The following is a 26059-nucleotide window of genomic DNA, read 5'->3' as shown; positions in this document are numbered from 1 at the left end:
CGATGCTGATCTACTGCAAGCGATGCGTGATGCCGAGCACAAAGCCGGACCTACACTTTGACGATCATGGCGTCTGTAGCGCTTGCCGCTCTTACGAGAACAGGAAAGTCATCGATTTCGACGCGCGGCGAGATGAGCTGCTGAGGATTCTGGAGAAATATCGTCGCGGTGGAACGAACTGGGACTGCATCGTCCCGGTGAGTGGCGGTAAGGATAGTACCACACAAGTCGTCAGAATGCTGCAACTCGGACTGCGGCCTCTCTGTGTCACGTCAACGACGTGCGACTTGTCGGATATCGGCCGGCACAATCTCGATAATATTAAGCGGCTAGGTGTCGACCTCATCGAGATGTCACCGAACCCTCTCGTCCGCGCAAGGCTGAACAGAATTGGACTGACCGAAGTTGGTGACATCTCATGGCCCGAGCACGTCGGAATTTTCACTATTCCGGTTCGGGCAGCCGTCCAGTTTGACGTTCCACTCATAGTTTGGGGTGAGAACTCGCAAAATGAATATGGTGGACCAGCAGCCGCAGCCGAGAACAATACTCTATCGCGAGCTTGGCTCGAGGAATTCGGCGGGCTTCTGGGTCTGCGTGTTTCGGACCTCTGCGACGTGTATGGCTTTACACCCGGGGATATTATCCCCTACCAATATCCATCCGACGACGATCTACAGCGAGTAGGCGTCACCGGCCTGTTTCTCGGGCACTACATGCCGTGGGACGGCTTGGCGAACGCCTTGATTGCGCAAGCAAACGGGCTCAGAACCTACGGCAAGGCCATCGAAGGGTCGGTAGTCGATTATGAGAATCTTGACAACTATCAAACTGGCATCCACGATTACTTCAAGTTTCTGAAGTTTGGCTTCGGGCGTGCTACGGACATAGCATGTCTTCATATTCGCCGCGGTCGGATCTCTCGGGAAGACGGGCTCGAAATGGTTCGCCGTCACGATGGCAAGTTTCCCTGGAGTTACCTGGGCAAATCGCTGGAAGATATCCTTGAACCGCTAGACCTCACAGTGGACGAGTTCATCGATATTTGCGACCAGTTCACGAACCGGCGCATCTTCCAAAGTGATGGCAAGGGGAATCTCAAGAAGGATAAGCACGGAAATCTTCAGAAGCAGAATTACGACAACCGATGAACGTTGGCATTATCAACTATGGAATGGGCAATATCGCCTCGGTCTGCAATTCGCTTGCGAGACTGGGTACTACTCCCGTAGTCCTCGACGAGCCAGGCGATATTAATCAGGTAGACAAGCTCATATTGCCCGGCGTGGGAGCTTTCGCAGCGGCCATGGCCAACTTGACTGAATTCAGATGGGTGGGGCCGATACGTGATGCTGTCCTGAATCGTAAAATGCCGCTTTTGGGCATCTGCCTGGGTATGCAGCTCCTTGCGGACGAGAGTGAGGAAGGCGGCATCACGAACGGTCTTGGCCTCATCAAGGGTCGCGTCACCGCATTGAGGGCCAAGGATTCGTCACTTCGAATTCCTCACGTTGGGTGGAACAGCGTCTATCCAATGAACGACAGCGTCCTATTTCTGAGCATTGCGTCCGGGACCGACTTCTATTTCGTCCACAGCTTTGCGTTCGAGCCCAAGGATACCTCCAGCACCGCTGCCACGACCAAGTATGGCCATCCGTTTACTTCTGCGATTGAGCGCGGGCACATTTTTGGAGCTCAATTCCATCCCGAGAAGAGTTCAACGGCGGGCGCGCGCGTAATACAGAACTTTTTAGAGGTTTAGGCGTGCTCAAGGTCCGCATCATCCCAACGTTGCTGTGGAAGGGACATGGGCTGGTCAAAGGCATTGGCTTTGATAGCTGGCGGCGCGTTGGCTCGATTTTGCCGGCCATCAAGATATATGACAAGAGGGATGTCGATGAGTTGGCGCTCTTGGACATTGCTGCAACTGCCGAAAGCAGAGACCCAGATGTGGCGACTGTACGAAGCTTGGGTAAGAGTGTTTCGGTTCCCCTAACGGTCGGGGGCGGCATCACCAACATACACCAGATAGCCGGCTTACTCGGAGCTGGTGCCGATAAAGTCTCCATCAACACCGCTGCTCATGAAAACCCAAAGCTGGTCTCGGAGGCCGCGCGTTATTTCGGTTCTCAGTGTGTTGTGGTCAGCATAGATGTTGTCCGGAATGAGGACGGAACGCACGTGTGTATGAGCCGATGCGGGTCGAAATCAGAAAGTACGGATCCGGTGTCCTTTGCGCGAAAAGTGGCCGATCTCGGAGCAGGAGAAATCTTGCTCACTTCGGTCGAGCGCGACGGAACGATGGAAGGATATGATCTTGAATTAATTGGAGCAGTGGTTAGCGCGGTGAACGTTCCCGTCATTGCTTCAGGCGGCGCAGGAAACTATCAGCACTTTGTAGATGCCGTTAAACTCTGCGGGGCCAGTGCTGTGGCGGCAGCGAGCATTTTTCATTTCACTGACAAGACGCCCGCTGAGGCGAAGAAATTTATGGCGGATGCAGGCATACCGGTTCGCAAAGGGCTGACCAAGTCTAGCCTACCGTAGCGAGTTCCTGCGGTGTCTCCTCCACAGTCCGAGGCAATGAATGCCGGGTAGCTTTCCCGGCCAATTCTTCGCAACTGCGATTATCAGACGAACGCGCTGCAAAGATCTTAAGAGCATACTCCGCGAGAATAAGGGGCTCTTCGAAGAGGGCGATCACGAGGCAAATCATCTCGATCCAAGGGATTTCGTGGAGATCGGAATCTGCGTGAGCGCTATCCAGAAAGCGCACGGCCAGAGATTGGTCACCAATGTGGTGACAGGTCCCGTAGCAACGATCACAAAGAGAATCGGCGCCAGAATGGCCAAAAAGGTCGCGGCGCCCGCGAACATTGATTCAACACCGGCGCGCAAACAGATCCCCGAGAGAGCTGCAAGAACGAGCGCCAGGACCGTACCGAAATCGACATAGAGCGCACCCGGCAGTGTGATGTACGTGCCGTAGTTCGATAGATTGTTTGCGTAGCGCATGTCGGCACCAGTCAGCTTGCTCAGCACCTGTGCGATTTGCGAAAACTGGTAGAAACCCGAGGAGTGGCGTAGGTTTTCGATGCGGAAAATTCTGTCGAATTCGCCAATTCCTTGCGTAAGGTAGATCCAGGCCATCGCTTGGCCATAGCTCGTTGCGATTCTTTGAGAATCGCGAGCAGATGAGAGATCGATAGCGAAGTTGGCAGCATACTGCAGATAGGCAATGGCAAGGGGATGTTGATCATCTGCAAGTCTCTCCACCCCGACTATTTGCTCGACCTTTTTTGCAGCCGGAGCGTCGGCTGCCTTCAGCTGAGCGAAGCTTTGCGCGGATCGGGCGCCACGAGAAACGAAAACCAGCTCACTATAGGAAGTTACTCCGACCAACATCAGCAACAAGATCGCGACGGGCGCGACGTGCGTTGGTCGGACGGCGAGAATGTTGACGCGGCGCTCTCGCGTGACGTCCGAAACAAAGAAACCGATCGTTGCAAAAAAAGCCGCCAGCAGAATGGCTGAAGAAAAGAATCGTCCTCCCTCAAATTTCGCTTGGTAAGCAAAGACGACTGTCGTTGAGATTAGCAGCAATGTCAGAGCCTGCGCCGAAAGATCTCTCCATTTCAAACAAGCGACAATCCACGCGACCGCAATTGCAGAGATGAGAAGCCGGCCCACCCCTCCCAACCATGAACCGACATAGCCTGCAGACGCAGCGTCGATCACCATCGAACGCAATTCTGTTACCTGGACATCAAATCCAAAGCCGCGAACAATCGCGAAATTATAGGTCATGAGTCCCGCACCGACGGCTGCGGCACATGAGAGACTGATTACCCAAAAGTTTGTATCCCAGATTTTCTGGTCGGCCGCGTTCCAGCCGATCGTAGATTTCCATCGGACCGGAAGGAAAAACCCCAGAAAGAACGCGAGATACCATCCGAGAAAGAAAGCGCAAGAACCGACGCTAATGGATGGCCACGTGCCATATGCAGTCATGTATCGGAGGCTTAGGACTAAGGCCAACGGAACAAGCAGAGTTCCAGCGACAAGAGTAATCAACAGGCGACAGCTGATGTAAAAAGCCGGCATATTGTCCATGATTGATATCGAACTAGCGCTACTGATACTATGGCAGGACCATGACGAAAATAATGATCACACGCGTCTTCGCGACAAGCGGCTCACGAGGCCTAATGCGCGCCCTTGCCAAAGTGCACTCGGCCGCCGAAGGAATAGCCAATCGAGCTTATTCCAGCTATTTATGGCCAGATTCATGGAGAAAGGATACGTATATATTCTGGAATTGCCGCGTCAAGTATCCTGACCGCATTGTACTAGGCCACAGTATTCGGATCGGCCCTAATTGTGTCCTGGGAGCGATGGGAGGCATCACAATGGGTGATTATGTAAGGCTATCCGAGGGCGCCTGCGTTGAGACTGGCGGTCTCGATATCGGCGGCCCGTTACCCTATTCGCATGTGTCCAAACCGATTGTTCTCGGAAAGGGTGTCTGGCTTGGATATCGGTCAACCGTCCTTGCGGGTGTAACTATTGGTGAAGGCTCCGTCGTTGGCGCCGGTGCGGTCGTCACAAAAGATGTTCCTCCGAATTCTATCGCAATCGGTTGTCCGGCGAAAACCTTTCCGAAGTCAAAAGGGTGAAGTCCCACTACATCTTCTTCACGCTCATGGCATTGGCGAGCGTGGTAACCCTCGGCAAGTCTGCGATTCTAGCAGGCATGCTATCACCGGGGGACTTTGCTCAATATTCAGCGGCGTTTGCTTTCGTGAGTCTCGCAGCAAGCGCAATTAGCTTTGGCCTTGCCGAGGGCATGGTCAAGAAATTCACACGCCTGGTCGCGTTCGGCCGCTCCGATGAACTGCGCCGCACACTTGGATGGGACGTACGAAAACTCGCCTGGAGACATCTGGCAGCGTTGGGCATCCTTACCCTGATCGCGCTCGTCGTCTACGGACCACGAATGACGACCGTGGCTTCCGCCGTTGCCGTGCTCGCGTTCGCCACGAATGCCTTCGCGATTTCAGCTTCATTGTTCAGGGCGTACGATAAACTGTTCGCAATGAGCGCTGCGACGATGTTGCGCGCGGTTTGCGCCTTGGTGTTCTGCGCGACGTTTGCATCGCTGTTCAACTGGGAGGCGGGCCTGTGGGCGGAAGCCGCGTCTTCTGCACTGATCGGCGTTGCCGTACTCCTCTATTTTCGGGCAATCATTCGTTCGCGGGCCAAAGTTCCGAATCTCGTTGTAAGCGACAAGGATTCCTTCGTCAGCCGGGAGGCAGATGGCGTCTGGCTCTTTGCAGCGATGAGTACCGCGCTTATCCCGATCAGCTTCGACCGAAGCTGGGTACTTCATTCCGCATCAGGAATTGATAGCGCGAAATATGCGTTTCTTAGCATCTGGTTAAGCGCGGCCTACACTGTGACTAGCATATTTGTTCAGAAATGGGGGCCGGACTTTATTCGTACGAGACTTGCCCAGCGTGGCGGCATCCTCAAAGCCGCGATGGCGCGCTCGGCCGAAGTGGCAGTCTTCATGGCGGTCGGAGCAGCGGCTTCCTTCCTACTGCTGAACCAGGTCTATCCCGACATATATTGGGCAAAATACCGGCTCTCCTGGTCCGACGCAGTCCTGACCGTTATGGCTCTGACGCTTCAGATCAGCCCCGTCTTCGATTGGGCCCTCATCGCGCTCGACAGCGAGCGAGCAGTCTTCGCCGGAGCGGTGGTCTTTGTACTTGTCTGGACAGCACTCTTTCTCGTTGTCTCGTTCTTCCAGTTGGGATTCGAGGCCTACATGCTGTCGATGGGTTGCGCGCGAGCGGCCCAGATGACCGTCGCAATTACCATGGTCGCGCGAAGGGATCGAGCAGCGATGACGACCCGCCCTGCTGATTGACCAGGAGATTCCAGCATTCTACTCTGCGCAGCGGGCAAATCATGGAACGGGAATTAAATGGGAATTAAGTCTGCGATCAGCAACAGGGCGAAGTTTCTCTACGATCCTCGGTACCGGCACATGTACCTCCAACGTCGCGTGGTTGGCCTCAAGGAGAGAAATGCGGCCGCGGACCGCATTGTCGCTCGGCTTCCCAGCTACGTGAATCTGCCACAGGCCTTCGACACATTCGAGCGCTTGAACGTCGAGGGCTATGCCATGCTTCCCGAGTTGGTATCGCCGCAGCAGGTCAGCGACATTCGTCGATATTTTGAGGCCTGTCTCGCCTTTGACCCGTATCGTCCCGATCTCGGCAAATTCAATGTGCCGGACGGCGCGCCAAAAGGCACCCACGTTGCGCACTTTGATCACCTCGACGTCGTTAGCTGTCCCCACGCTTTGGCCATAGCCAACAACCCTATCGTGCTCTCCGCAGTGGCGGACGTTCTCGGCGCCAAGCCGACGATCAGCTTGATGGCCGCCTGGTGGTCCATCGCGCACGGCGAGCGCGCCCAGGAAGCAGAACTTTATCATCGCGATGTCGACGACTATCGCTTCGTCAAATTGTTCATCTATTTGACGGATGTCGACGACGAGTCAGGTCCCCACGCTTTTGTGCGCGGCACACACAACATCGACAAGCTGACAAACATCCGCAGGCTTTCGGAAGAGGAAGTTGCCCGCGAGTTCGGCAGGGAGAATATGTTGTCCTTTTCCGGACCCGCCGGCACTGCGTTCCTCGAAAACACTTATGGCATTCACCGCGGTGTCCCGCCAAAGACGCGAACCCGTCTGCTTTTTCAGGTCCTTTATTCTCTCGTCGAATATGTTGGCGGCCCCAAGCGGCCTGTCGCAAAGTTTACGCCGGAGCAAAATGGTGTCGCGCTCGATCCATATGTAAATCGAGTCTACCTTCGCTAGGCCTGTAGTCACGCACCCGAGCGCGGCAGCCGAGAAGCTCCCGATCACCTCTCGGACGAGAGCACGCGGGCGGGAACTCCGCCCACGACCGCTCCTGGGTTTACGTCGCTGAGTACCACGGCGTTCGCGCCGACCACACATCTGCTCCCCAGGACAACGGGCCCCAGCACCTTGGCGCCGGCAGCGATGGTAGCGCCATCCTCGACCACCGGCCTTTGGGCCAGGTCGTAGTCCCAGTCGGCCATTTTCGCCCCCAGCGTCACCTGTTGGTAGATGGTCACATTGGCCCCTATCCGCGCCGCGCCGAGGATAATTCCATTCGTGTGTGGTATGATCAGGCCAGGGCCAATTTCGAGACTGCTCGGGATTTCCATGCCGAACAGGCCAAAGTTCAACAGGGATGTCAGTTTTCCGAGCCGGCGCCAGCCCGATCTGTGGAAGGCATAAGCCCACCGAATCAGTACGATATGGGCGAACCTGGGCGAAAACGCGTCCGTCCATTTCCGGTTTCGGTATGGCTTGCCCATTGCAACCATCAACCGTTGCCAGTCAGCGTCGAGCAGCGAGCGAGCGCCAAGTTCGGAATAGGACATTAGCGCCGACCAGCGCAGCGCAAACGTGATGATTCCCGCACATGTGAGCTGACAAACACCCTGATCCTCTCGCTTGACTTTGACTGCTTCCAATGTTTAGCGGATTGCGTCGCAGTGAGTAAAGCCCCGGCAGGCTGCCGATGGCAAACGCCAATTCCGGAAAGTGCAGGTAACCTCCGTTGACCGAAGCAGCCTCATCAGATCCCTCTGGAATCCTTGTTTTTTGTCGTCCGTATCTGGTCGACGATTTCAAGGCCAATTTCGCTGCGCTCCCGCGCGGGGAGAAGCTGTTCTTTCTCACGGACGGCAGGAAAAAGGGGACTGCCGACACGCGAGAGGCCTTCTACCGCCATTTGCGATCCGGGCGGCCTCCGACGCTGCTGGATGCAGATCAAAGCGACGATTGCATTCGGCGCTGCCGCCTCCTGCGCAACTTGGACCGGGAGGACGCCGAGCGACGACTTCATGCAATGGCGGCTACGCTCCAGGAGTGGCTGGACCGCTTGAATCCCGAGGCCGTCATCTGCCACTGGGTGGACGAATACGTGACGCATCTGCTGAGCATCCTCGCCCGACGGCGCGGCATTCGGTTCGTGGGCTATGCCTACTCGCTATTTCCGGGCCTTCTCCAGCTCACCAGCTCTGCGAACGGCGATGCATTTGACATCAGGATTCCGTCTTCGCAGGAGGTCGAGAAAGCCATTGCCGCCGTGGTGAAGCCGTTCTTCCGGCAGGATTACAACCAACGCCTGAACTATTCGCTGCGCCGCCACGTGCTCGGCATTGGTCGCTACTATGTCAAGCGCATCGTCTTTCTCGCCAAGGGATATCTGGAGCGCGATCCTCTTCACGTACATTATGCGATAACTCCCTATCTGGCTGAGCGGCGCAGAATTCGGGATTTTCCATCCGCGAATTGCTTCAGCGACGACTGGCAATCCGAGCTAACCTCCCTGCAGAAGAAGTCGTCCTCTCCAACCGTATTCGTGCCGCTGGCCTATTTTCCCGAAGCGGCGATCGACTACTGGATCAAGGACAAATCGATCATCGACTACGAAAACAAGACGGTCGAGATCGTCGCTGCACTATCAGGCCGCTGCATGGTGGCTATCAAAGAGCACCCGCACATGCTCGGGGCGCGCAACCCGGTGTTCTACGAGCGGCTCAGATCGATCCCCAATGTCGTAATGGTACCGCCGCTCGAATATTCAGCGAAGGTGATGGCAAGAAGCGATGCGGTGCTGCTGGGCGCCGGCAGCGTCGGCATCGAAGCCGCACTTCGCGACAAACCCATATTTACCTTCAGCAACACGAGCTATTGGTTTGCGCGGTCGGGCGCTGTTTATCTCGACCTCGCGTCGATCGACAGTTGGGCCGAAACTATCGTCGCGACTCTCCGGTCGGCGCGGATATTGTCGGAGACCGAGAAGCATGATTTCATCAGAGCCTGTCTTGCCAGCTCGATTTTTCCTCGCGCAGGGGGGCGACGATGGCCATTGATCGATCCGCAGCATCTCGCGATGTTGCTCGAAGCAGTGCGAAAGAGGCCGGTCTCCCAGAGACCCGTCGGGGAGGTGGAGTGCAGTCAAACAGGATAGAACGTACCGCCTTCTTCGAGGTGAAGCCCGGCTTCGATGCGATCCGCTATCTTACGAGCTTCGGACTGCTCACGCTCCTGGCGCGCCATGCCCGCAAGCGGCCCGCAACGATGTTTGTCGAAGTATCGAGCACCGTCGATCGGCACATCCTGTCGGAAGGCCTGTTCGAAAAGGGCGTGATAGAGACGTTACGCTACGTCCTTTCCCGCTCCGGCACCACGGAGTTGATGATCGATATCGGCGCGAACATCGGTAACCACAGCATCGCGCTGGCGCCGCTGTTCCGCCGGGTGGAAGCGGTCGAGCCTCATCCGATCCTCTATCGGGTGCTGGAGGCCAATGTATTGCGCAACCGAATATCGCATTTGTCCTGCCACAACTTCGGTTTGGGCAAGACCGAGGGAATCGTGACCCTCGAGGAGTCTCCGGACGAGCATTCCATCAGCCGCGTAGCAGAGAGGTCTGTGCTGCCGCCGGAGACATTCGGCCTTTCCGAAGAGAAATTCGGAAATCGATATTCTATCCAACTCAAATCAGCACATGATTTCGTGGCGCAATACGGGGACCAACTATCGCGCGCGTTCATCAAGATAGACGTCGAGGGGATGGAGCAGGAGATCATCGAGTCGCTTGAGCCACTTCTGCGGCAATACAGGCCACTCGTGGGTTTCGAGCTCTTCACAAAGGCGCAGCCCAACCTAGTCAATATTGCGCGCTCGATACCAGGCTACGAGCTACATGCCATTCGAATGCATGACACCGGGCGCTCCAAGATCTGGCGATCTCTGAAGCTACTCTTGAAGGGCAGAAAGAATACGTTGGAACCTGTCGATCCCGATCGATTGGACGAGGTCTACCCGCTTGTGTTGATGGTACCGGTCCCTCTCCAAGGGAAAAATCAACAGACCTAAAGCATAATCTGGAGAGGTGCGCTGCGGTTTTCCGAAAAGATGATGCGCACACAATCACTGAACGCGATGACGATTCATCCTAATCTCATCGCGCTTTAAAGAAATGAATCTCCTCGGACACCACCTGTTCCACTTGGTGGCCGCTACTGCCGGCCGCAATATCGAGCGGAGTCAATCAGGTTCAATTTGTGATCAAGGGCCGTCACCAGCGCTCGCTTGATTTTGGGCGTATCCTCGAGCCGCGACGCAGCGCAAGCGGAGAGCCCGAGCGCTGCTGCAGAAGCCAGAAAAGCAGCTAGCCCTGCTACGACAAACGACTTGTCGCTGATTGCAAGCGATATCGACAGGGCGAGCGCCAGAATAGGAAAATGGGTCACGTAAAACGTGTAGGAGAAATCACCTGTCTTTAACAGCCATCTCGGGAAGTCGCATCCCTCCCCGTTCCAAACGAGCAAGCCGTAGGCAATTGCGGCGCAACCTATAGATTGCGCCAAAGTCCCAAAAGATCCATCGATATAGTCGGAATAGCCCGGAGTCATATAGCAAAGCGCTACTGCCGCCGTAGATGCCGCGAGGAAGATGCCCGGCTTCCTGGCGCCAGGCAGGTTCGTGAACGCGCCGAGGCACCAGATCACCGCAAAAAAACAGAAACGATGATGGTCTATGCCCGTCGATACGGCGAACAGCACCAAAGCACAGCCGATCATTCTTGCTGGCAAGTTTCGTCCGAATGTCAGCATCGCGCCACCTGAAGCCGCGATGTAGAGCTTCACCTCAATGTAGAGAGTCCAAAGCGGGCCGTTCGCGATAGTCAGTCCGTTGTAAATTAAGAGGCTTTGCACGAGGTCAGTGAGCCGAAGCGAAATGCCGGACGGGCGCAGAGTGCCGAGGGAGCTGCCCTGCGATCCCGGTAACCCGCATAGATGAATTGTCGCGACGACTGCCGCGCTCAGCGCGATTGCAAATAGAAGTGGTGGATAAAGGCGGGCGATCCGGTTGAGGAAATAATCGATAGGGTCAAAGGAACCGTTCCTCCGGACATTGGAAACGATACTGGCGACAATCAGGCGCCCCGACAGTAGGAAGAAAGCCAACACCGCGAAGCGTGCAGCCCAGCCGGACGCCAGGTCCGCCCACGAGCCTGCGCCGTAATGCCGCCAAAGGAAGGCCTGAGCAACGTGCGCGGCTAACACAAAAATCGCGGCCACGCCTCGCACCACGTCAAAATGGGCGGTATTTTTGTGGTCCACGAGCGCCCCGGAGAAGTGCACTGCTAATACCCCTATCGTTCATGCCCGCTGGGCGCAAGCCGGAAGGTTGCCGTGACTTGCCCGCTTGAAAACTGACTAGCTGACATTGAGGTTGTAGTCTGTCGGACAGACCGCGGACCCAGCAGATCGTCGCTTACGAACTGGCCTCACGGGCGACGCGATAGGCTCGCGCCATCGTGTAGAAACTATGGTGTTCAGGGCCGATAGCATTGATCGTCGAAGCATCGACGACCCTGACGGCCGATTCGTCAGACCCTAGTCCTGCAGCTTTCAAAGCGTCCAAGTCGATCGAGTGGTGAAGGTGTATGCCGCGGAGGAATAAATCCGGTCTCCGGGTCTTGAGCAACGCCGGCCAGGGAAGCGACAAGCGAGACACGGCCTGCGCAGCGTTGTGGTTGACCGGGTTCAACGGAGCATCCTCTTGAGAGAAGTCCAGCGCGTCGCTGACCAACAGCTGGGCGTAGACACTCAACACAGGCCCACGCGGGAACAATCCAAATTTGTTGAAGAGCGCTTCCGCCACCAGCCCCGGCGAAGTCGTCGTCAGGAGCCTGACCATCGCGCCGGTCGCTGGGAGGCCGTATACCGCCCGCTGCTCGATCCCGCGATCGAGCGTGCGGTAGTCGAAGCGCGCAGGTCGCCGGGTGAGCAGCGCATCTCCATCCGAGCTGAATTCAAAAGCGAGCCAAAACCCGTCCCTTGCCCTTTCCACCTGCGGTGGAGAATAGTCCGGCGTATGCTGGTGGAGCTGTCCCGCATAGCAGATGATATGGTCCGATACGAACGCTCGCCTGAGATCGGGCGAGACGGATCTGGACAGGATTTTGGGCGAGTTGAGCACGCCTGCCGCTATCCAGAGCCGTCTCGACTTGAACGTTTCATCGGCAGCAAAGACCGTTTGGCCGCCACTACCCATGTCAAATCGGTCCACGGCAAGTGGCACAAACCGCAGATTGTCACCACGCTCGCGCGACAATCTTTCCCATTCCCGCCGCGGCCGCACTGGCCTCCTTGGCACAAAAAGCCAACGCTGGTCGATCTTCTCCTGGATTGAAGTTCGGGGATAAAAATACTGAAAGAGCTCGGCGATTTCGCTGCGGGATTCGCGGGCATAAGGAGCCCTCATTGCTGTCGGGATGACGCCGTGCCAAAAATTGCCCAGTCCCCCGACCCCGCTATAGGAGGAGGGGATGGATTTCTGATCAGCATAGAATTCCAGTTGCCCCGTCTCGGGCCCGCCAACAACGAGAACTTTTCGCGATGGTGCCAGCCCAAGGGCGGTCGCAAGCGCCGCCAGCCCAGAGCCAACTATGATGTCGTCGTAAACCACGTCTTGTTACTCAGATAGAGGTAGCCGTACCATCTGTATCCCATTCCTCGCAGGACGAAATCCAGCGGGCGGAGAATACAAGGCCATTTTCGCAGCACGCGCATGCCGTAGCCGTAAAGCCTGAATGCGATTGCTTCCACCTTGCTGCTGAAAGGGCGCTCGCAAGTCTTGAACAGACAAACCGCCTGGTCGACGGTATCGGGCCATTTCGGCGCCAGCATGAAACCGGCCAGATCGTCGTAGCTTGTCGCGATCGTTGCGCCGGCGGGCAGTTCGGAGATTCGGGCAAAGACAACGCCGATGGTTAGAACGCGGGCGTTCAGCTTCTCGCGCGCCAGGTTCTGCGCCAGCAGCTTGGCCGTGGGATAGTTGTAGCATCTGGTATACGGAACGACGTTTGTCGTTGCCGACGACACGTAGACGTACTCGGCGGCGCCGGCGCGTGCCAGTTCTTCGATCAGCGCCGCGTTCTCGTCCACCTTCCTCGAATACGCAAAAACCCACAAACGGTCGGTCGGCAGAAGTCCAGCATCGGCAATCTCGGTGTGGCCGAGCGCAACTTGAAATTTTGCTGCGATATCCGGCCGTCTCGCCAATTCGCGCCAGACAGTCGAGTTTTTCCCGACGATGACCTCGCGCTCGATGTTCCCGGCGACGCCTTGCTTCATTCCTTCGATTTCCTGCTAGCCGACGCTCTACCGAACGCTCGTCTCATTTTGATGGCGGCAATGCATTTGCCGGCTTCATGGGCTTCAAAATCGGAGGTATTTGAGAAGAGCGTTGCAGGCATACATAGAGAAATAGACGGACGAGCTTGCGATGCCGAGGCCCTCGATCTCTCGATACGTGGACCAGACCTTCTTTGCCGAATTGACCTTGCTGCGCGATACCGACCCTTTCAGTACCCGATAGCGCATTAGATCCTCGTGCAGCGCGTTCGCGACGTGTCCGGCGCGCAGCAATTTCAGCCAGAGGGCGAAATCGTCGTAGTAGGTTTTCGTCATCCGAAAATCGCCTGTCTGCTTCCGATCGACCATTGCCGTGGATGTTGCGATCGCGGTGTTGCCGAGGAGCATGCGGTAGGTAAGCCGGTCCGGCACCTTCATCAGGCGACCTTCGTTGTTGCCATCCTGATCGACCCGTTTGAATTGGGTGTATGTTAGCGCCGCCCCTGACCGACCCGCAAAATCGAGCTGAAGCTCAAGCTTCCTCGGCAGCCACCAATCGTCGGAGTCCAGGAATGCGATGAACCTGCCCTGCGCCTTGCCAAGGCTAGCGTTCCTCGCCATTGCCGGTCCCTGATTCACGGGCTGCACGACCAGCTTCACGCGTGGGTCCTGCTCGGCATAGCGGGCGACGATCCGGCCGGTGTCGTCGGGGGAGCAGTCATCGGCCACGATCAGCTCCCAATGCGGGTAGGTCTGCTGTTGGACCGACGTGATGGCTTTCTCTATGTACCCCGCCGCCTTGTAAGCCGGGGTTATGATGGAGACGAGCTCAGCCATTTGAAGTGCTCTCCTCAGCACTTGAGTTTCAATTGTTGTGAACTGTGCATGAGAGACGCGGCCCGGGGCTGCGCGGATGATTACAGTCCGGAAGTCGACAAGCGACAAAGCCAAATCACATTTAGCCGAAAGCCTGCTGCAGTACCAGACTCTCGCTCACCGGGGCCGATCCCGTACAGTCTCAAATGCTGCTGCGCGAGAGCCACAGCAGCTTCGTACAAGGTTAGCTGGCCACCCGATCGACCATGGTTGCTGGAGCAAACACGGCCCGGCCCTTCGGGAACCACGCCCGCGCGTCGAAGCGACGGCAGGCGGCAGGCTGCCAGGGTCGGCATGCGATCCTACGCAGCGTTCTCGCGCGCATCTTGTCTCGCCCCATCAGCCTTGGAGGTACCATAACACCTCAACCCGAGATAGGTATTGCTAATCCGATCGATATCGATACCACTCCCCGCCCACTAGTTCACAGGACCACCAATGGAAGAACGAGAAAACCGATGCCCCTTGATCAGTATCGAAACAGCCGCATCCTCGTAACCGGCGGGGCGGGCTTTGTCGGCTCGCACCTGTGCGAACGGTTGCTCACTGAAGGCGCGGAGGTGATTTCGGTGGACAACTACTACACGGGCACCCGTCGCAATATCGCAAGTCTTCTGAACAATCCGCTATTCGAGGCGATACGGCACGACGTGACCTTCCCCCTCTATCTCGAGGTCGACGCCATCTTCAATCTTGCCTGCCCAGCCTCGCCGATTCACTATCAGCGCGATCCAGTGCAGACGACCAAGACCAGCGTGCATGGCGCCATCAACATGCTTGGGCTGGCCAAGCGATTGAAGATCCGGATCTTCCAGGCGTCGACCAGCGAGGTCTACGGCGATCCAGTTGTTCATCCTCAGAAGGAGGACTATTGGGGCAACGTCAATCCAATCGGCATTCGCTCCTGCTACGATGAGGGAAAGCGATGCGCTGAGACGTTGTTTTTCGACTATTGGCGGCAGCATGGATTGCCGATCAAGGTAGGTCGCATCTTCAACACTTACGGTCCGCGAATGCAACCCAATGACGGACGAGTGGTCTCGTCCTTCATCGTTCAGGCGCTGAAGGGCGACCCCATCACCATCTTCGGAGACGGAGGGCAGACTCGATCATTCTGCTATGTCGACGACCTCGTCGAGGCAATCACTCGACTGATGCTGACCCCGGATGAGTGCACCGGCCCGATCAATCTCGGCAACAGCTCGGAATTCACCATTCTCGAGCTGGCCGAGAAGGTGATCAAATTCACCAACTCGGCTTCCAAGTTGATCTTCGAGCCATTGCCGCTGGACGATCCCCGGCAGCGGCAGCCTGATCTTGAAAAAGCCAAGGCGGTGCTCGACTGGCAACCAAAGGTACCGTTGGATGACGGGCTCAAGGAAACCATAAAGTATTTCAAGCGCGTGTTGGATTGAGGCATGATCCGGAAAAGTGCGCAGAGGTTTTCCGAAAAGATCATGCTCAAACAACAACCTAAAGCGCGATGACGATTCATCCTAATCTCATCGCGCTTTAAACGTACGGCAGCTCAAAAGCGCGATGACGATTCATCTCGATCTCATCCCGCCTTGGTCAACCCGCCCGAAGTCAGTGAAAAAAGAAATGATCGAAATGACCAGCAATCATCTCGATCCCCAAATTTAGGGGCTCGTGGGCCGTTGCGGGAAGATGTTCAGATGGAGCGCTATCTAGTATCCACCCAAACTCACTCGGGAGAGTAGTGCCTAAAGTCAATTCCGCAGGACCGGTATTCTGAGCTGGCGCATTGTTCGTGCCCGATTTCGGGCGAAAGACGAAGCCAGACGCCCCATTTTCACCCTCGGTAAATGCCGTCGTGCTCGTAGACGCGGGCAGCATGCTGATCGCTCCATCCCCGCTCAAATCCTGATGGAACGTCGTTTCGAATGACTTCAGTGCGGCGCTGTTACCCGCCATCCCACCAGGGGTAAGGTTCGAGATAAAATTGCCGTTGTTGTCTACCGACCAGACAGCGTATTGATCGACGCCCACTGCTTTCCAAGCCACGTCATACCCGCCGCCCGCAAGCTGCTCCGCACCAATTGGCAGGAGTCCGAACTGAGTGGATGTCACCGCCGAGCCGCCGATCTTCAACGATGGGCCGCTCCCACCACCGACGGGATTCAATAAATAGATGCTGCCATCCTGCACAAGGCTGGTCGCGCCAAACGCCTCGATCACGATTTGCACAGTTTGGCTGGGAAAGCCGACTATGCCATCTCCGTTCAGATCCTGATGGAAGATCGTCTCAAATGACCCTAATGCGGCGCTGCTGCCCGCCACCCCGCCGGGAGTCAGGTTGGAGATAAATTCGCCGCTGCTGTCGACAGACCAGACGGCGTACTGATCGGCGCCCGCTGCTTTCCAGGCCACGCCATATCCGCTACCTGCGACTTGTTCCGCGCCGATGAGCGAGAGGCCGAACTGACCGGCCGTGACCGCCGCGCCACCGATTTTCAGCGAAGGTCCAGCACCACCGCCAACGGGGTTCAGCAGATACTGACCACCCACTTGCACGAGGCTGGTTGCGCCGATCGCTTCGATCACGATCGTCGGGGGGAATCCGATAAATCCGTCGCCGTTCAGATCCTGTTGGAAGGCCGTCTCGAATGATTCCAAGCTGGTACTGCCACCCGCCACCCCGCCTGGAGTGAGGTTAGAGACGAAGTTGCCACTACTGTCGACGGACCATACGGCGTACTGATCCGCACCGGCTGCTTTCCACGCTAAGTCATATCCACCACCTGCGACCTGTTCCGCACCGATCGGCGAGAGGCCGAACTGACCGGCCGTGACCGCCGCGCCACCGATTTTCAGCGATGGTCCAGCAGCACCGCCAACGGGGTTCAGCAGATACTGACCACCCACTTGCACGAGGCTGGTTGCGCCGATCGCTTCGATCACGATCGTCGGGGGGACTCCGATAAATCCGTCGCCGTTCAGATCCTGTTGGAAGGCCGTCTCGAATGATTCCAAGCTGGTACTGCCACCCGCCACCCCGCCTGGAGTGAGGTTAGAGACGAAGTTGCCACTACTGTCGACGGACCATACGGCGTACTGATCCGCACCGGCTGCTTTCCACGCTAAGTCATATCCACCACCTGCGACCTGTTCCGCACCGATCGGCGAGAGGCCGAACTGACCGACCGTCACCGCCAAGCCACCGACCTTCAGCAGAGGTCCCGCAGGGGCGCCAACGGGATTCAGGGAATAATGGCCTCCGACCTGCACGAGGCTGGTCGCGCCGATCGCCTCGATCGTGATTGGCGTGATCTGGTCAACGAGCGCCGCGCTCGAGATCGTACCGTCGGCAAACTGGAACTGTTCGACCCCCGTTACGGTATCGTTCCCATCGGGGGAGCCTGAGCGCAGATCGCTGATGGTGAAGGTCTGGGTGCTCGAACTGTACGTTATGCCGTAGCTGAGCTCGCTGCCCGAGTACACCACCGTGTCGGCGCCCGCGCCGCCGATGATGGTGTCGTTGCCTCCGCCGCCGGTGATCGTGTCGTTGCCGGCGCCGCCATTCAGCACGTTCGCGATGATGTTGCCGATGATGGTGTCGTTTCCGAAGCCGCCGGTGGCGTTGTCGATATAGGAGCGCGCGTCGCCATTATAGAGATAGGCGTTGTAGACATTGCCTGACGCGTAATGTCCGTCGCCGAGATTGGCGAGTTGCACGGCGGAGAACACCGACGCCGCGCCCGGATTGAGATTGATACTCAAATTCGTCGTGTAGTTCGACAGATCGTAGGTATCGACGCCCCCGCCGTCCCAGACCGTCTCGTAGATGCGGTTGGCCGAGCCGCCGGCGCCGCCGCCCGGCGCGAGCTGTCCGACGCCGTTGATGAACTCCTGCCCCGTCGTCGGGCTCCAGGTGTAGATCGTGTTGCTGTTCTGGGTCGTGTAGTCCGCGCCGTACATGGTTTGCAGCGCGAGGATGTCGTTGGCCATGTAGGTCTGCGGATATCCGTAGGCCTCGTTGGTGTAGCCAGACGTCGTCGAAGCACCGACATAGCTGCGATAGCTCATGACGGTGTATTCGCTGTCGTCATGCGCGCTCGGCACCGCGATGTTGGCCGGGCCGCCGGTCTCCTGGCTGTGCTTGAGGCCAAACGCGTGACCGAGCTCGTGCAGCGCGGTCGTGAAGTAGTAATTGCCGAGCTGCGCCTGCGAATAATTGTATTTGGTGCCGAACCAGATATCGCCGCCGGACGCGTAATTGCCGGGATAATAGGCATAAGATGTCGGATTGGCTGCGGGCGACTGCGCGATCATGATATCGGCGCCGTTTGTGCCCGCGTACCGGATGTCGGCGTTGGTGTAGCTGAGGATCAGTCCAATCGCGTAATTGATCGCCGCCTGCATCTGGCTCGGCGCCGTGGCGAAGCCGGCCTGCGTCGGCTCGCTGCTGCCGCCACTGTAGGGATTGGCGTAGTCGCTGGGCGAGTCGGGAAAGCTGTAGGTGATCGTGCCGGACCATTTGTAGCCCGACAGCACGCCGTCGATCTCGGCGTTGTTGGTGGCACCGCCAGTGACAGAGTTAGCCAAGGAACTCTCCGGAGCAGCGCTTCAGCAAGATTCGAAGTGCAGGCGCATCATTCTAGCTTGAGAGCTATACATTTGGTTTAAATTGGGCATCGGCGCGCATTCCCCTTCCATAATACCGTGTTGGCCATCAAATTCCGTAGTGATACGGGGCAAGGCGGGATGCAGGTTCCGCCTATCTGTAACGGTAAGGGAAATCATGAGACTGGGCCCGCTCTTAGCCGGTCTGATCGGGGTGCTGGCGGTGCTCGCCGGGCCTGATCAAAGGCCTTTCGGAGAACAGCCTGTCATGGTCGGGAAAGCCAAAGCGGACGATAGAGCCAAGGAAAGCGCGAAAGCAGGATGCGCAGCCTCCATGCCGATGGCGCGCGATCCCGCCGCCGCCGTGGCGGAGGAATACGAAGCCGCCCGGCGAAAGGGAACCCGGGAGGCATTCGAGCTATTCATTGCGCGCCACAGCGATGACCCGCTGGCCGAGCAGGCGCGCGCCGAGCTGAAGCGCCTGTCGCGCTGACCGCATAGCGCAACGGCATACGGAAGAGCGCACCTTCCCAAATCTCCTGTCCCATCGCTGCCGCGGCAATTCGCGCACCGGCCATAACAGTCATCGAGCCGCAATTTTGTTCCACGCGCCAATCTGCTATGTGGCTTCAATGTTCGGTTGGGCTCCCCGATAATGCGCATCCTCGTCTTGAACGCCGATTATCCTCGCTTTTTGGCGTGGCTCTACCGGCGTCGGCCTAGCCTAAAGAACGAGGCTTATGCGGCGCAGATGGCCGCGCGGAACGCCAGCTTATTCGGCGTTGCCGATTTCTATTCGCGCAATTTGGCCGGTCTTGGGCATGTCGCCGCCGACATCCATGTCAACAATCCGTGGATGCGAGCGGCCTGGGCACGCGAGCATGGTCTTGACGTCGTCGAGCCGCCGCCGCCCGGCGCCCCCGCCGGGCGCGATGCGGTTCCTGGCTGGCTACAACGCGCGGTCGCGCCGTTCAAGCCAATGCTGAGACCGCTTGCGCGCAAGGTCGGGCTCAGCCCGCGACTCGATACGGAAGCGGAAAAGATCCTGCTGGCGCAGATCGAGGATTTCAAACCCGATCTCGTCCTCAATCAGGATCTGTTTCACGTCGATACGGGCCTGGCACGCCGGATCAAACAGATCGGCCGCCCGATCCTAGTCGGTCAGACCGGCATCTCGCCTTCGCGCGGCGAGGACTGGTCAGTCTACGATCTCATGATCTCGCAAATGGGCGCCGTCGTGGATTTCTTCCGTTCTCGCGGTGCGCGCGCGGAAGTAGTCCATCTCGCCTTCGAGCCCGGGATCCTTGACACGCTTCCTCCGCCGCCGGCGCAAGAGTTCGACGTGACCTTCGTCGGCGCGGTCTCGGCCGATCACCAGCTCCGCGTCGCGCAGCTCGAGGCGGTGGCGCAGCGCTACGACCTCAAACTGTTCGGCAGCGGACTGCAAAGCCTTCCCGCCTCCTCGCCGCTGCACAGCTGCTACCAGGGCGAGGTGTGGGGTGTCGAAATGTACCAGGCGCTGCGCGCCTCGCGCGTCACGCTCAATTCGCATATCGACTTGGCCGGCCGCGAGGCCGGCAATGCGCGCCTGTTCGAAGCGACCGGCGTCGGCGCATTCCTGCTCACCGACTTCAAGGACAATCTGCACACGCTGTTCGAGCCCGGCCGCGAGGTCGTTGCGTGGCGTACCGTCGAGGACTGCCTTGCAGTGATCGATCGGTATCTCGCCGACGACGCGGCGCGCCTGTCCATTGCAAAGTCGGGACAAGCCAGGACATTTGCCGCCCACACCTTCCGCAGGCGCGTCGAGGAAATCCTGGCTTTCGTCGGATAAATCCGCATTGAGCGCGCAGCGACCGTCATATTGCGTTCGCCCTTGACGGTCCCGGCCAAAATGACCAAAGTGCACCGCGAGATATCTATCTCACTCTAATCACAGCGGTTTTTGTCGAGGCTCAGGATGGAACACGTCGAACATGTTCGATTCGGCGACCAGCTCTATGCGATCATCGTGCGCGCCTCGTTCTGCGAGCCGGGTATCCATTTCTTTTCGACGCCGGAACTGTCGCAGCAGCTCGCCTTCATGAGCCATCCGAAGGGCAAGAGCATCGAGCCGCATCGCCACAACAAGGTGACGCGCGAAGTGCACTACACCCAGGAAGTCCTGCTGATCCAGAAGGGCAAGCTCCAAGTCGATTTCTACACGGTCGAGGAAAAATATCTCGAAAGCCGCGTGCTCGGTGCGGGCGACCTCATCCTGCTGTGCAGCGGCGCACACGGCTTCCACGTGCTCGAGCCGCTCGAGATGTTCGAGGTCAAGCAAGGTCCCTATTCCGGCGAGAACGACAAGACCCGCTTCCCGGAAGCCGCGCCGTCCGAAATCCGGATCAAGGGCCCCAACCTGTGAGCGCGCCGTTCATTCCCGTCAACACGCCCCTGCTCGACGGCAACGAGGCCGACTATCTCGCCGAATGCATCCGCACTGGATGGATCTCCTCGGAGGGGCCGTTCATCAAGCGTTTCGAGCAGGCGATGGCCGAGGCCGCCGGACGGCGTCACGGCGTCGCCGTGACCAACGGCTCGGTCGCGCTCGACATCGCCGTTCATGCGCTCGGGCTCGAAGAGGGCTCCGAGGTCATCGTCCCGACCTTCACCATCATCAGCTGCGCCGCCGCGATCGTGCGCGCCGGCCTCGTTCCGGTCGGGGTCGACTGCGACGCTGCGACCTGGAACATGACGGCCGAAGGCGTCGAGGCCGCGATCACGCCGCGCACGCGCGCGATCATGCTGGTCCACATCTACGGCCTGCCGGTCGATCTCGATCCGATCCTGGCGCTCGCGCGCAAGCACGATCTGAAGGTGATCGAGGACGCCGCCGAGATGCACGGCCAGACCTATCGCGGCGCGCCCTGCGGCGGCTTCGGCGACGTCTCGACCTTCAGCTTCTATCCCAACAAGCACGTCACGACCGGTGAAGGCGGCATGATCCTCACCGACGACGCCGCGCTCGCCGACCGGCTCCAAAGCCTGCGCAATCTCTGCTTCCAGCCGCAGCAGCGCTTCGTCCACGAGGAGCTCGGCTGGAACGCGCGCATGACCAATCTCCAGGCCGCGCTCGGCGTCGCGCAAATCGAGCGCCTGCCGCGCACCGTCGAGCTCAAGCGCCGGATCGGCCGGCTCTATGACGAGCATCTCGGCGGTCTCAACCGCATCCGACGTCCCGTCGCCCGCACCTCCTATGCCGACAACATCTACTGGGTCTACGGCATCGTGCTGAACGACGACGTGCCGTTCGACGCCAAGGAGGCGATGCGCCGGCTCGGCGAGAAGGGCATCGGCACGCGGCCGTTCTTCTGGTGCATGCACGAGCAGCCGGTATTACGCCGGATGGGCCTGATGCTCGAGGAGCGTCATCCGAACGCGGAATACATCGCCCGGCGCGGTTTTTACCTGCCAAGCGGGCTTGCCTTGACCGCCGACGAGATCGCTTGCTCGGCGCAGGCGCTGACGGAGATCCTGGCGTGACGGTGTTCGCCGACTACGCGCCCTGGTACGATCTCCTCTACCGCGACAAAGACTACGCGGCGGAGACGGCGTTTGTCGAAGCGCGCCTGCGCGATTACGGCGTTTCCTCCGGCAAGCTGCTCGATCTCGGCTGCGGCACCGGTCTGCACGCACTCTCCTTCGCGCGCCAGGGGTGGAGCGTTGCCGGCATTGATCTCAGCCACGAGATGATCGCGAGCGCGAAGGCGCGCGCCGAGCAAGCCGGGCTGTCGATCCCGTTCCGGCAAGGCGATGCCTGCAAGGCCGGCCCCGAACGCGACTTCGACGCCGTGGTGTCGCTGTTCCACGTTGCGAGCTATCAGACCAGCCGCGATGCACTGGCGGCGATGTTCCGCACCGCTTATGCCGCGCTGAAGCCGGGCGGCGTATTCTTCTTCGACTATTGGTATGGCGGCGCCGTGCTGGCGCAGGGCGTCGAGACCCGGGTCAAGGTGATCGAGCAGACGCCACTCCGCCTCACCCGCATCGCGCAATCCGACCATGACGAACGGGCCGCGACCGTCACCGTGAACTACACGCTGTTCTGCGAGGACACCAAGAGCGCCACGATCCGCCGGGTCGATGAAGCGCACCATATGCGCTACTGGTTTCCGTTCGAGATCGACGCGGCGCTTGCCGCGAGCGGCTTCCAGCCTGCCGCGCACGCCGCATGGCTGACGCAGGACGCGCCGAATTCGAAGATTTGGGCGGCCTATGCGGTGGCCAGAAAGAGCCCCACGCCGTGAGACCACTACGGCTCGCCGTCATGCTCGAACAGGCCCTCGAACTCGGCGGCGGCTTCCAGCAGCCGCTCAACGACCTGCTCTGGCTGCGCGAGTGGGCCGCGGAGTCCGGCAACGAGATCGTGGTCTACTCGCCCTACCCGAAGACGCTGGCGATCCTGAAGGAATTCGGCATCGAGGCGCGGCTGCGCAAGTTCGGCTTCTCCGACCACCTTTTCCTGTTCCTGAAATATTGCGGTCCCTTCGATCTCGTCCAGATCGCGCTAGAGCTCAAATCGCCGTTGGAGCGCGCGCTGATCCGCGACGGCATCGACGTCGTGCACTTCACCTCGACCTCGAAGCGGCATTTGCTGCTCTACGAGCTGCCCTTCATCATCACGATCTTCGACGGCTGCCACCGCGATGCGCCGGAGTTTCCGGAGGTCCGCACCTTCGGCGAATTCGAGCGCCGCGAGATCCTGTTCCGCCTCGCCAGCACCAAGGCCGTTGCAGTGATCGTCAATGCACCCGAGCTGATCGACGATCTCTGCCGGCGCTACGCCATGGAACGGGAGCGCGCGATCTGCATCCCGTTCTCGCCCTCGACCTATGTCAGCCGGTCCGCCCCCGATGCAGCGGCCGACGCGGCCGTGCTGGCGAAATACAAGCTCGAGCCGGGCTATCTGTTCTACCCGGCGCAGTTCTGGCCGCACAAGAACCACATCACGCTGCTCGCCGCGCTCGCTTTGCTGCGCGAGCAGGGCATCATCGAACGGCTGGTGCTGTGCGGCTCGAACCGGAGCGGCCGCGACAAGCTCGACAGGGCGATCCAGAGCTACGGATTGTCCGACCAGATTTCCATCATCGGCTTCGTCGAGTCCGCCGAGCTCGCCGCGCTGTACCGCGGCGCCGCCGCGCTGGTGATGCCGAGCTATTTCGGCCCGACCAATCTGCCGCCGCTGGAGGCCTGGGCGGTCGGCACGCCGGTGATCTATCCTCAAGCCTTCAAGGCGCAGGCCGGCGATGCCGCGATCCTGTTCGACTACGACGATCCGCGCTCGCTCGCGGATGCGATCGCCAAGCTTGGCAACGAGGGCACACGCGAGCGGCTGCGCGCCGCCGGCGAGCTCCGCCTCGCCCAGTTCACTGAGGAGACCGAGGTCGGACGCCGGCAATTCGCCCGGCACCTCGAGCGGTTGAAACACCGCCTGGCGCTGACGCCTCGCTAGAGCATAATCCGGAAAAATGCGTATCGGTGTTCCGAAAAGATCGTGCTCAAACAATAACCTAAAGCGCGATGATGAGATGATGGTTCATCTTCATGCCATCGCGCTTTAGGCCGGGACCAGCGCCCGCAGCCGCTCGCGCAAGGGCTTGCTCAGCAGCGGGCTTGCGAGCGCGCCAACCACGATCAGCCAGGCCGCGCATTTTGCGATGAAGTTTGCAAGCCCGCTCCCGGGCATGACCTCCCCGATCGCTGTCCCAATCAGCCAGCCGGACGCCACGACGGTGACTGCCATGAGCAGCAGGAACGCAATGTGCCTCAGCGGGCGGCGCAGGGTCTGTTGCATGATCACCAGTCCAAGCAGGCCGAACTGAATCAGGATGTCGCTCGCGACCACGGCGAAGGCCGCGCCCAGCGGTCCGAACCGCGGGATCAGGACGAAGGACAGAGCCAAGAAAACGACGAGCTGGAGCCCCTTGATCCGGATCAGGAGCTCGCCGCGATTGCTATGACTGGCGAAGACCAGCGCCAGCTGCGAGGGCGCGGCCGCGGCCGAGCCGAGCAGCAGCATCACCGCAAGCGGGCCGTCATAGGGAATGCTGCCATGGGTCCACAGCACGAAGAAGTCGGGCCAGAGCGGCAGCATGCCCGCAACAACCAGGCAGGCGAGCCCGGTCACGAACGCCGATCCGTAGGCGTAGTGGCGGCGCAGCCGCTCCTTGTCGCCGATCGCGTGATCATGGCCTAGCTCGGCGCCGAACGGCAGGGCAAGCTGGAGACTGAGTCCGCGCACCAAGCTCGCGATCACGCGCGTCAGCCCCCATTGCGCGACCGCGACGCGGTCGGCGACGAGCGCCGAGACCAGCAGGACCGGAGCGTTGACGAGCGCGAGCTCTGAGATGTTGGCGACCGCGAAGGGTAACGCGCGGCCGAGCTGCCCGATGCTCCAGCGCCATGACGCAGCGACGGACGGCAGTCCGTGTGCACGGCGCAGGAACGGAAACAGGCGCGGCGCATCGAAGGCCACGACGAAGATCGTGAACAGCAGCTGCATCGACACGCAGGCGATCGCCACCGCGAACAGGCTTCCGAACGCGAACAGCGCAACAAGCTGTGCGATCTGGCCGAGCAGCAGCGCGGCGTTCTGCAGCCAGATGATGCGGCCATATTGACCGCGCACGCGATAGAGGCCAGCGGCAAGATTGGCGGGCAGGCTCAGAAGCGTGCCGAGCGTCATCACCAGCATCGCGGCATCGAAGGTCGGCGTTGCATGAAAGCCAAGCACCAACGAGGGCGGCGCGAGATAGATGGCTCCGCACAGCAGCAGACCAAGAGCGGCGACGAGGGCGAAATAAATCCGCAGCATGTCGCGATAGAGGCGCGCGGTGCGCCCGTCGCAGTCGACGCAGGACCTGAAGGCCAGAAACCGGTTGATCGCGCGGAGCTGCAGTCCCGCATCCGCCACGATGACGAGGCCGCCTGCGGCAAAGATCGCGAGCCACGCCGCGAGCAGGTCGCCGCTCCAGACGTGGAGGAAGGCCGGGATCAGCAGCAGCTGCTGCGTCAGCCCCAGCCCCATCTGGACCAGGTTCGCCGACCAGCCATGCATGAGCCGCCGGACGCGTCCGGAACCGCCGGTCCCACTGCGACCATCGGGCTTGCCGGGCGCGTCGGTCTGCGTGTCGGTCAAGCCGCATCCTTCCCGGCGATCAGCGCGTTGAAGCCGCCTCTTAAGGTGATTAGACCGCTTGTGCAATGCCTTCCAAACACACTCCCACCCACAGGGCCCCAGATCAGCAGTCCACTGCCACGACCGCACCAGCACGTCGCTGCCGCCCCTCCGCGG

23 protein-coding genes are annotated in these 26059 nt (G+C 59.3%); 15 read left to right on the top strand and 8 right to left on the bottom strand.

Annotation, left to right across the window (positions count from 1 at the left end):
* Positions 1-2 precede the first annotated feature (2 nt).
* From QA642_RS17660 to QA642_RS17650, 3 genes are read left to right on the top strand one after another with little or no spacing between them, the layout of a single operon-like run.
* Positions 3-1151, top strand: coding sequence for an N-acetyl sugar amidotransferase (locus QA642_RS17660; RefSeq protein ID WP_283085759.1), 1149 nt, complete (start codon positions 3-5; stop codon positions 1149-1151).
* Complete coding sequence (gene hisH / locus QA642_RS17655) at positions 1148-1762, top strand: imidazole glycerol phosphate synthase subunit HisH (protein ID WP_283085758.1); 615 nt, start codon at positions 1148-1150, stop codon at positions 1760-1762. Before QA642_RS17660 ends, hisH begins: the two co-directional genes overlap by 4 nt.
* A gap of 2 nt (positions 1763-1764) precedes the next feature.
* Positions 1765-2547 (top strand): imidazole glycerol phosphate synthase cyclase subunit, encoded by a 783-nt coding sequence (locus QA642_RS17650; protein ID WP_283085757.1) that lies wholly within the window; start codon positions 1765-1767, stop codon positions 2545-2547.
* 165 nt (positions 2548-2712) lie between these two features.
* Here QA642_RS17650 and QA642_RS17645 read toward each other — a convergent pair whose 3' ends face one another.
* Complete coding sequence (locus QA642_RS17645) at positions 2713-4113, bottom strand: hypothetical protein (protein ID WP_283085756.1); 1401 nt, start codon at positions 4111-4113, stop codon at positions 2713-2715.
* A gap of 296 nt (positions 4114-4409) precedes the next feature.
* On the opposite strand from QA642_RS17645, the gene QA642_RS17640 reads away from it, so the two are divergent.
* The 3 genes from QA642_RS17640 to QA642_RS17630 all read left to right on the top strand — a co-directional run bounded on the left by QA642_RS17640 (position 4410) and on the right by QA642_RS17630 (position 6892).
* A complete protein-coding gene (locus QA642_RS17640) occupies positions 4410-4676 on the top strand; it encodes an acyltransferase (protein ID WP_283085755.1) in 267 nt (88 codons plus the stop codon).
* Positions 4673-5932, top strand: coding sequence for a hypothetical protein (locus QA642_RS17635; protein ID WP_283085754.1), 1260 nt, complete (start codon positions 4673-4675; stop codon positions 5930-5932). The genes QA642_RS17640 and QA642_RS17635 overlap by 4 nt, the downstream gene beginning before the upstream one ends.
* A 120-nt stretch (positions 5933-6052) precedes the next feature.
* Complete coding sequence (locus tag QA642_RS17630) at positions 6053-6892, top strand: phytanoyl-CoA dioxygenase family protein (RefSeq protein ID WP_283085753.1); 840 nt, start codon at positions 6053-6055, stop codon at positions 6890-6892.
* A gap of 44 nt (positions 6893-6936) precedes the next feature.
* On the opposite strand, the gene QA642_RS17625 is transcribed toward QA642_RS17630, so the two are convergent.
* On the bottom strand, positions 6937-7485 hold the full coding sequence (locus QA642_RS17625) for a serine acetyltransferase (protein ID WP_283085752.1): 549 nt from the start codon (positions 7483-7485) through the stop codon (positions 6937-6939).
* Between the two features lie 179 nt (positions 7486-7664).
* On the opposite strand from QA642_RS17625, the gene QA642_RS17620 reads away from it, so the two are divergent.
* On the top strand, positions 7665-9083 hold the full coding sequence (locus QA642_RS17620) for a hypothetical protein (RefSeq protein ID WP_283085751.1): 1419 nt from the start codon (positions 7665-7667) through the stop codon (positions 9081-9083).
* Entirely contained in the window at positions 9065-9994 is a 930-nt protein-coding gene (locus QA642_RS17615; RefSeq protein ID WP_283085750.1) for an FkbM family methyltransferase, read from the top strand. Before QA642_RS17620 ends, QA642_RS17615 begins: the two co-directional genes overlap by 19 nt.
* 143 nt (positions 9995-10137) lie before the next feature.
* On the opposite strand, the gene QA642_RS17610 is transcribed toward QA642_RS17615, so the two are convergent.
* From QA642_RS17610 to QA642_RS17595, 4 genes are all read right to left on the bottom strand, one after another.
* Positions 10138-11244 carry an acyltransferase gene (locus QA642_RS17610; RefSeq protein ID WP_283085749.1) on the bottom strand — a complete coding sequence of 369 codons (1107 nt, stop codon included), beginning with the start codon at positions 11242-11244 and terminating at the stop codon, positions 10138-10140.
* 154 nt (positions 11245-11398) lie between these two features.
* Positions 11399-12595: a hypothetical protein gene (locus tag QA642_RS17605; protein WP_283085748.1), complete on the bottom strand. Its 1197-nt coding sequence runs from the start codon at positions 12593-12595 to the stop codon at positions 11399-11401.
* Positions 12574-13263, bottom strand: a complete 690-nt coding sequence (locus tag QA642_RS17600) for a hypothetical protein (protein WP_283085747.1) — start codon at positions 13261-13263, stop codon at positions 12574-12576. Before QA642_RS17600 ends, QA642_RS17605 begins: the two co-directional genes overlap by 22 nt.
* A gap of 84 nt (positions 13264-13347) precedes the next feature.
* Positions 13348-14100, bottom strand: coding sequence for a glycosyltransferase family 2 protein (locus QA642_RS17595; protein ID WP_283085746.1), 753 nt, complete (start codon positions 14098-14100; stop codon positions 13348-13350).
* A gap of 497 nt (positions 14101-14597) precedes the next feature.
* Between QA642_RS17595 and QA642_RS17590 the strand changes: the two genes are divergently transcribed.
* On the top strand, positions 14598-15554 hold the full coding sequence (locus QA642_RS17590) for a UDP-glucuronic acid decarboxylase family protein (protein WP_283085745.1): 957 nt from the start codon (positions 14598-14600) through the stop codon (positions 15552-15554).
* Positions 15555-15726: 172 nt separating this feature from the next.
* Here QA642_RS17590 and QA642_RS17585 read toward each other — a convergent pair whose 3' ends face one another.
* A complete protein-coding gene (locus QA642_RS17585) occupies positions 15727-18705 on the bottom strand; it encodes a M10 family metallopeptidase C-terminal domain-containing protein (RefSeq protein WP_283085744.1) in 2979 nt (992 codons plus the stop codon).
* A 286-nt stretch (positions 18706-18991) separates the two neighbouring features.
* Here QA642_RS17585 and QA642_RS17580 point away from each other — a divergent pair, with 286 nt between their 5' ends.
* The 6 genes from QA642_RS17580 to QA642_RS17555 all read left to right on the top strand — a co-directional run bounded on the left by QA642_RS17580 (position 18992) and on the right by QA642_RS17555 (position 24217).
* Positions 18992-19216 (top strand): hypothetical protein, encoded by a 225-nt coding sequence (locus QA642_RS17580; protein WP_349253855.1) that lies wholly within the window; start codon positions 18992-18994, stop codon positions 19214-19216.
* A gap of 258 nt (positions 19217-19474) precedes the next feature.
* Positions 19475-20557, top strand: coding sequence for a glycosyltransferase (locus QA642_RS17575; protein WP_283085742.1), 1083 nt, complete (start codon positions 19475-19477; stop codon positions 20555-20557).
* Positions 20558-20683: 126 nt separating this feature from the next.
* Positions 20684-21130 carry a hypothetical protein gene (locus tag QA642_RS17570; protein WP_283085741.1) on the top strand — a complete coding sequence of 149 codons (447 nt, stop codon included), beginning with the start codon at positions 20684-20686 and terminating at the stop codon, positions 21128-21130.
* Positions 21127-22248, top strand: a complete 1122-nt coding sequence (locus QA642_RS17565; RefSeq protein ID WP_283085740.1) for a DegT/DnrJ/EryC1/StrS family aminotransferase — start codon at positions 21127-21129, stop codon at positions 22246-22248. The genes QA642_RS17570 and QA642_RS17565 overlap by 4 nt, the downstream gene beginning before the upstream one ends.
* The gene (locus QA642_RS17560; protein WP_283085739.1) at positions 22245-23012 is read left to right on the top strand and encodes a class I SAM-dependent methyltransferase; all 768 of its coding nucleotides are present in this window, start codon (positions 22245-22247) and stop codon (positions 23010-23012) included. Before QA642_RS17565 ends, QA642_RS17560 begins: the two co-directional genes overlap by 4 nt.
* Complete coding sequence (locus QA642_RS17555) at positions 23009-24217, top strand: glycosyltransferase (protein WP_283085738.1); 1209 nt, start codon at positions 23009-23011, stop codon at positions 24215-24217. The genes QA642_RS17560 and QA642_RS17555 overlap by 4 nt, the downstream gene beginning before the upstream one ends.
* A gap of 105 nt (positions 24218-24322) precedes the next feature.
* Here the strand turns inward: QA642_RS17555 and QA642_RS17550 are convergent, their stop codons facing one another.
* The gene (locus QA642_RS17550) at positions 24323-25903 is read right to left on the bottom strand and encodes a hypothetical protein (protein WP_283085737.1); all 1581 of its coding nucleotides are present in this window, start codon (positions 25901-25903) and stop codon (positions 24323-24325) included.
* Between the last annotated feature and the right edge of the window lie 156 nt (positions 25904-26059).

Origin of the sequence: Bradyrhizobium sp. CB2312 (assembly GCF_029714425.1) — a bacterium.
Lineage (GTDB): Bacteria > Pseudomonadota > Alphaproteobacteria > Rhizobiales > Xanthobacteraceae > Bradyrhizobium.
This window is presented reverse-complemented; position numbering and strand designations above follow the sequence as displayed.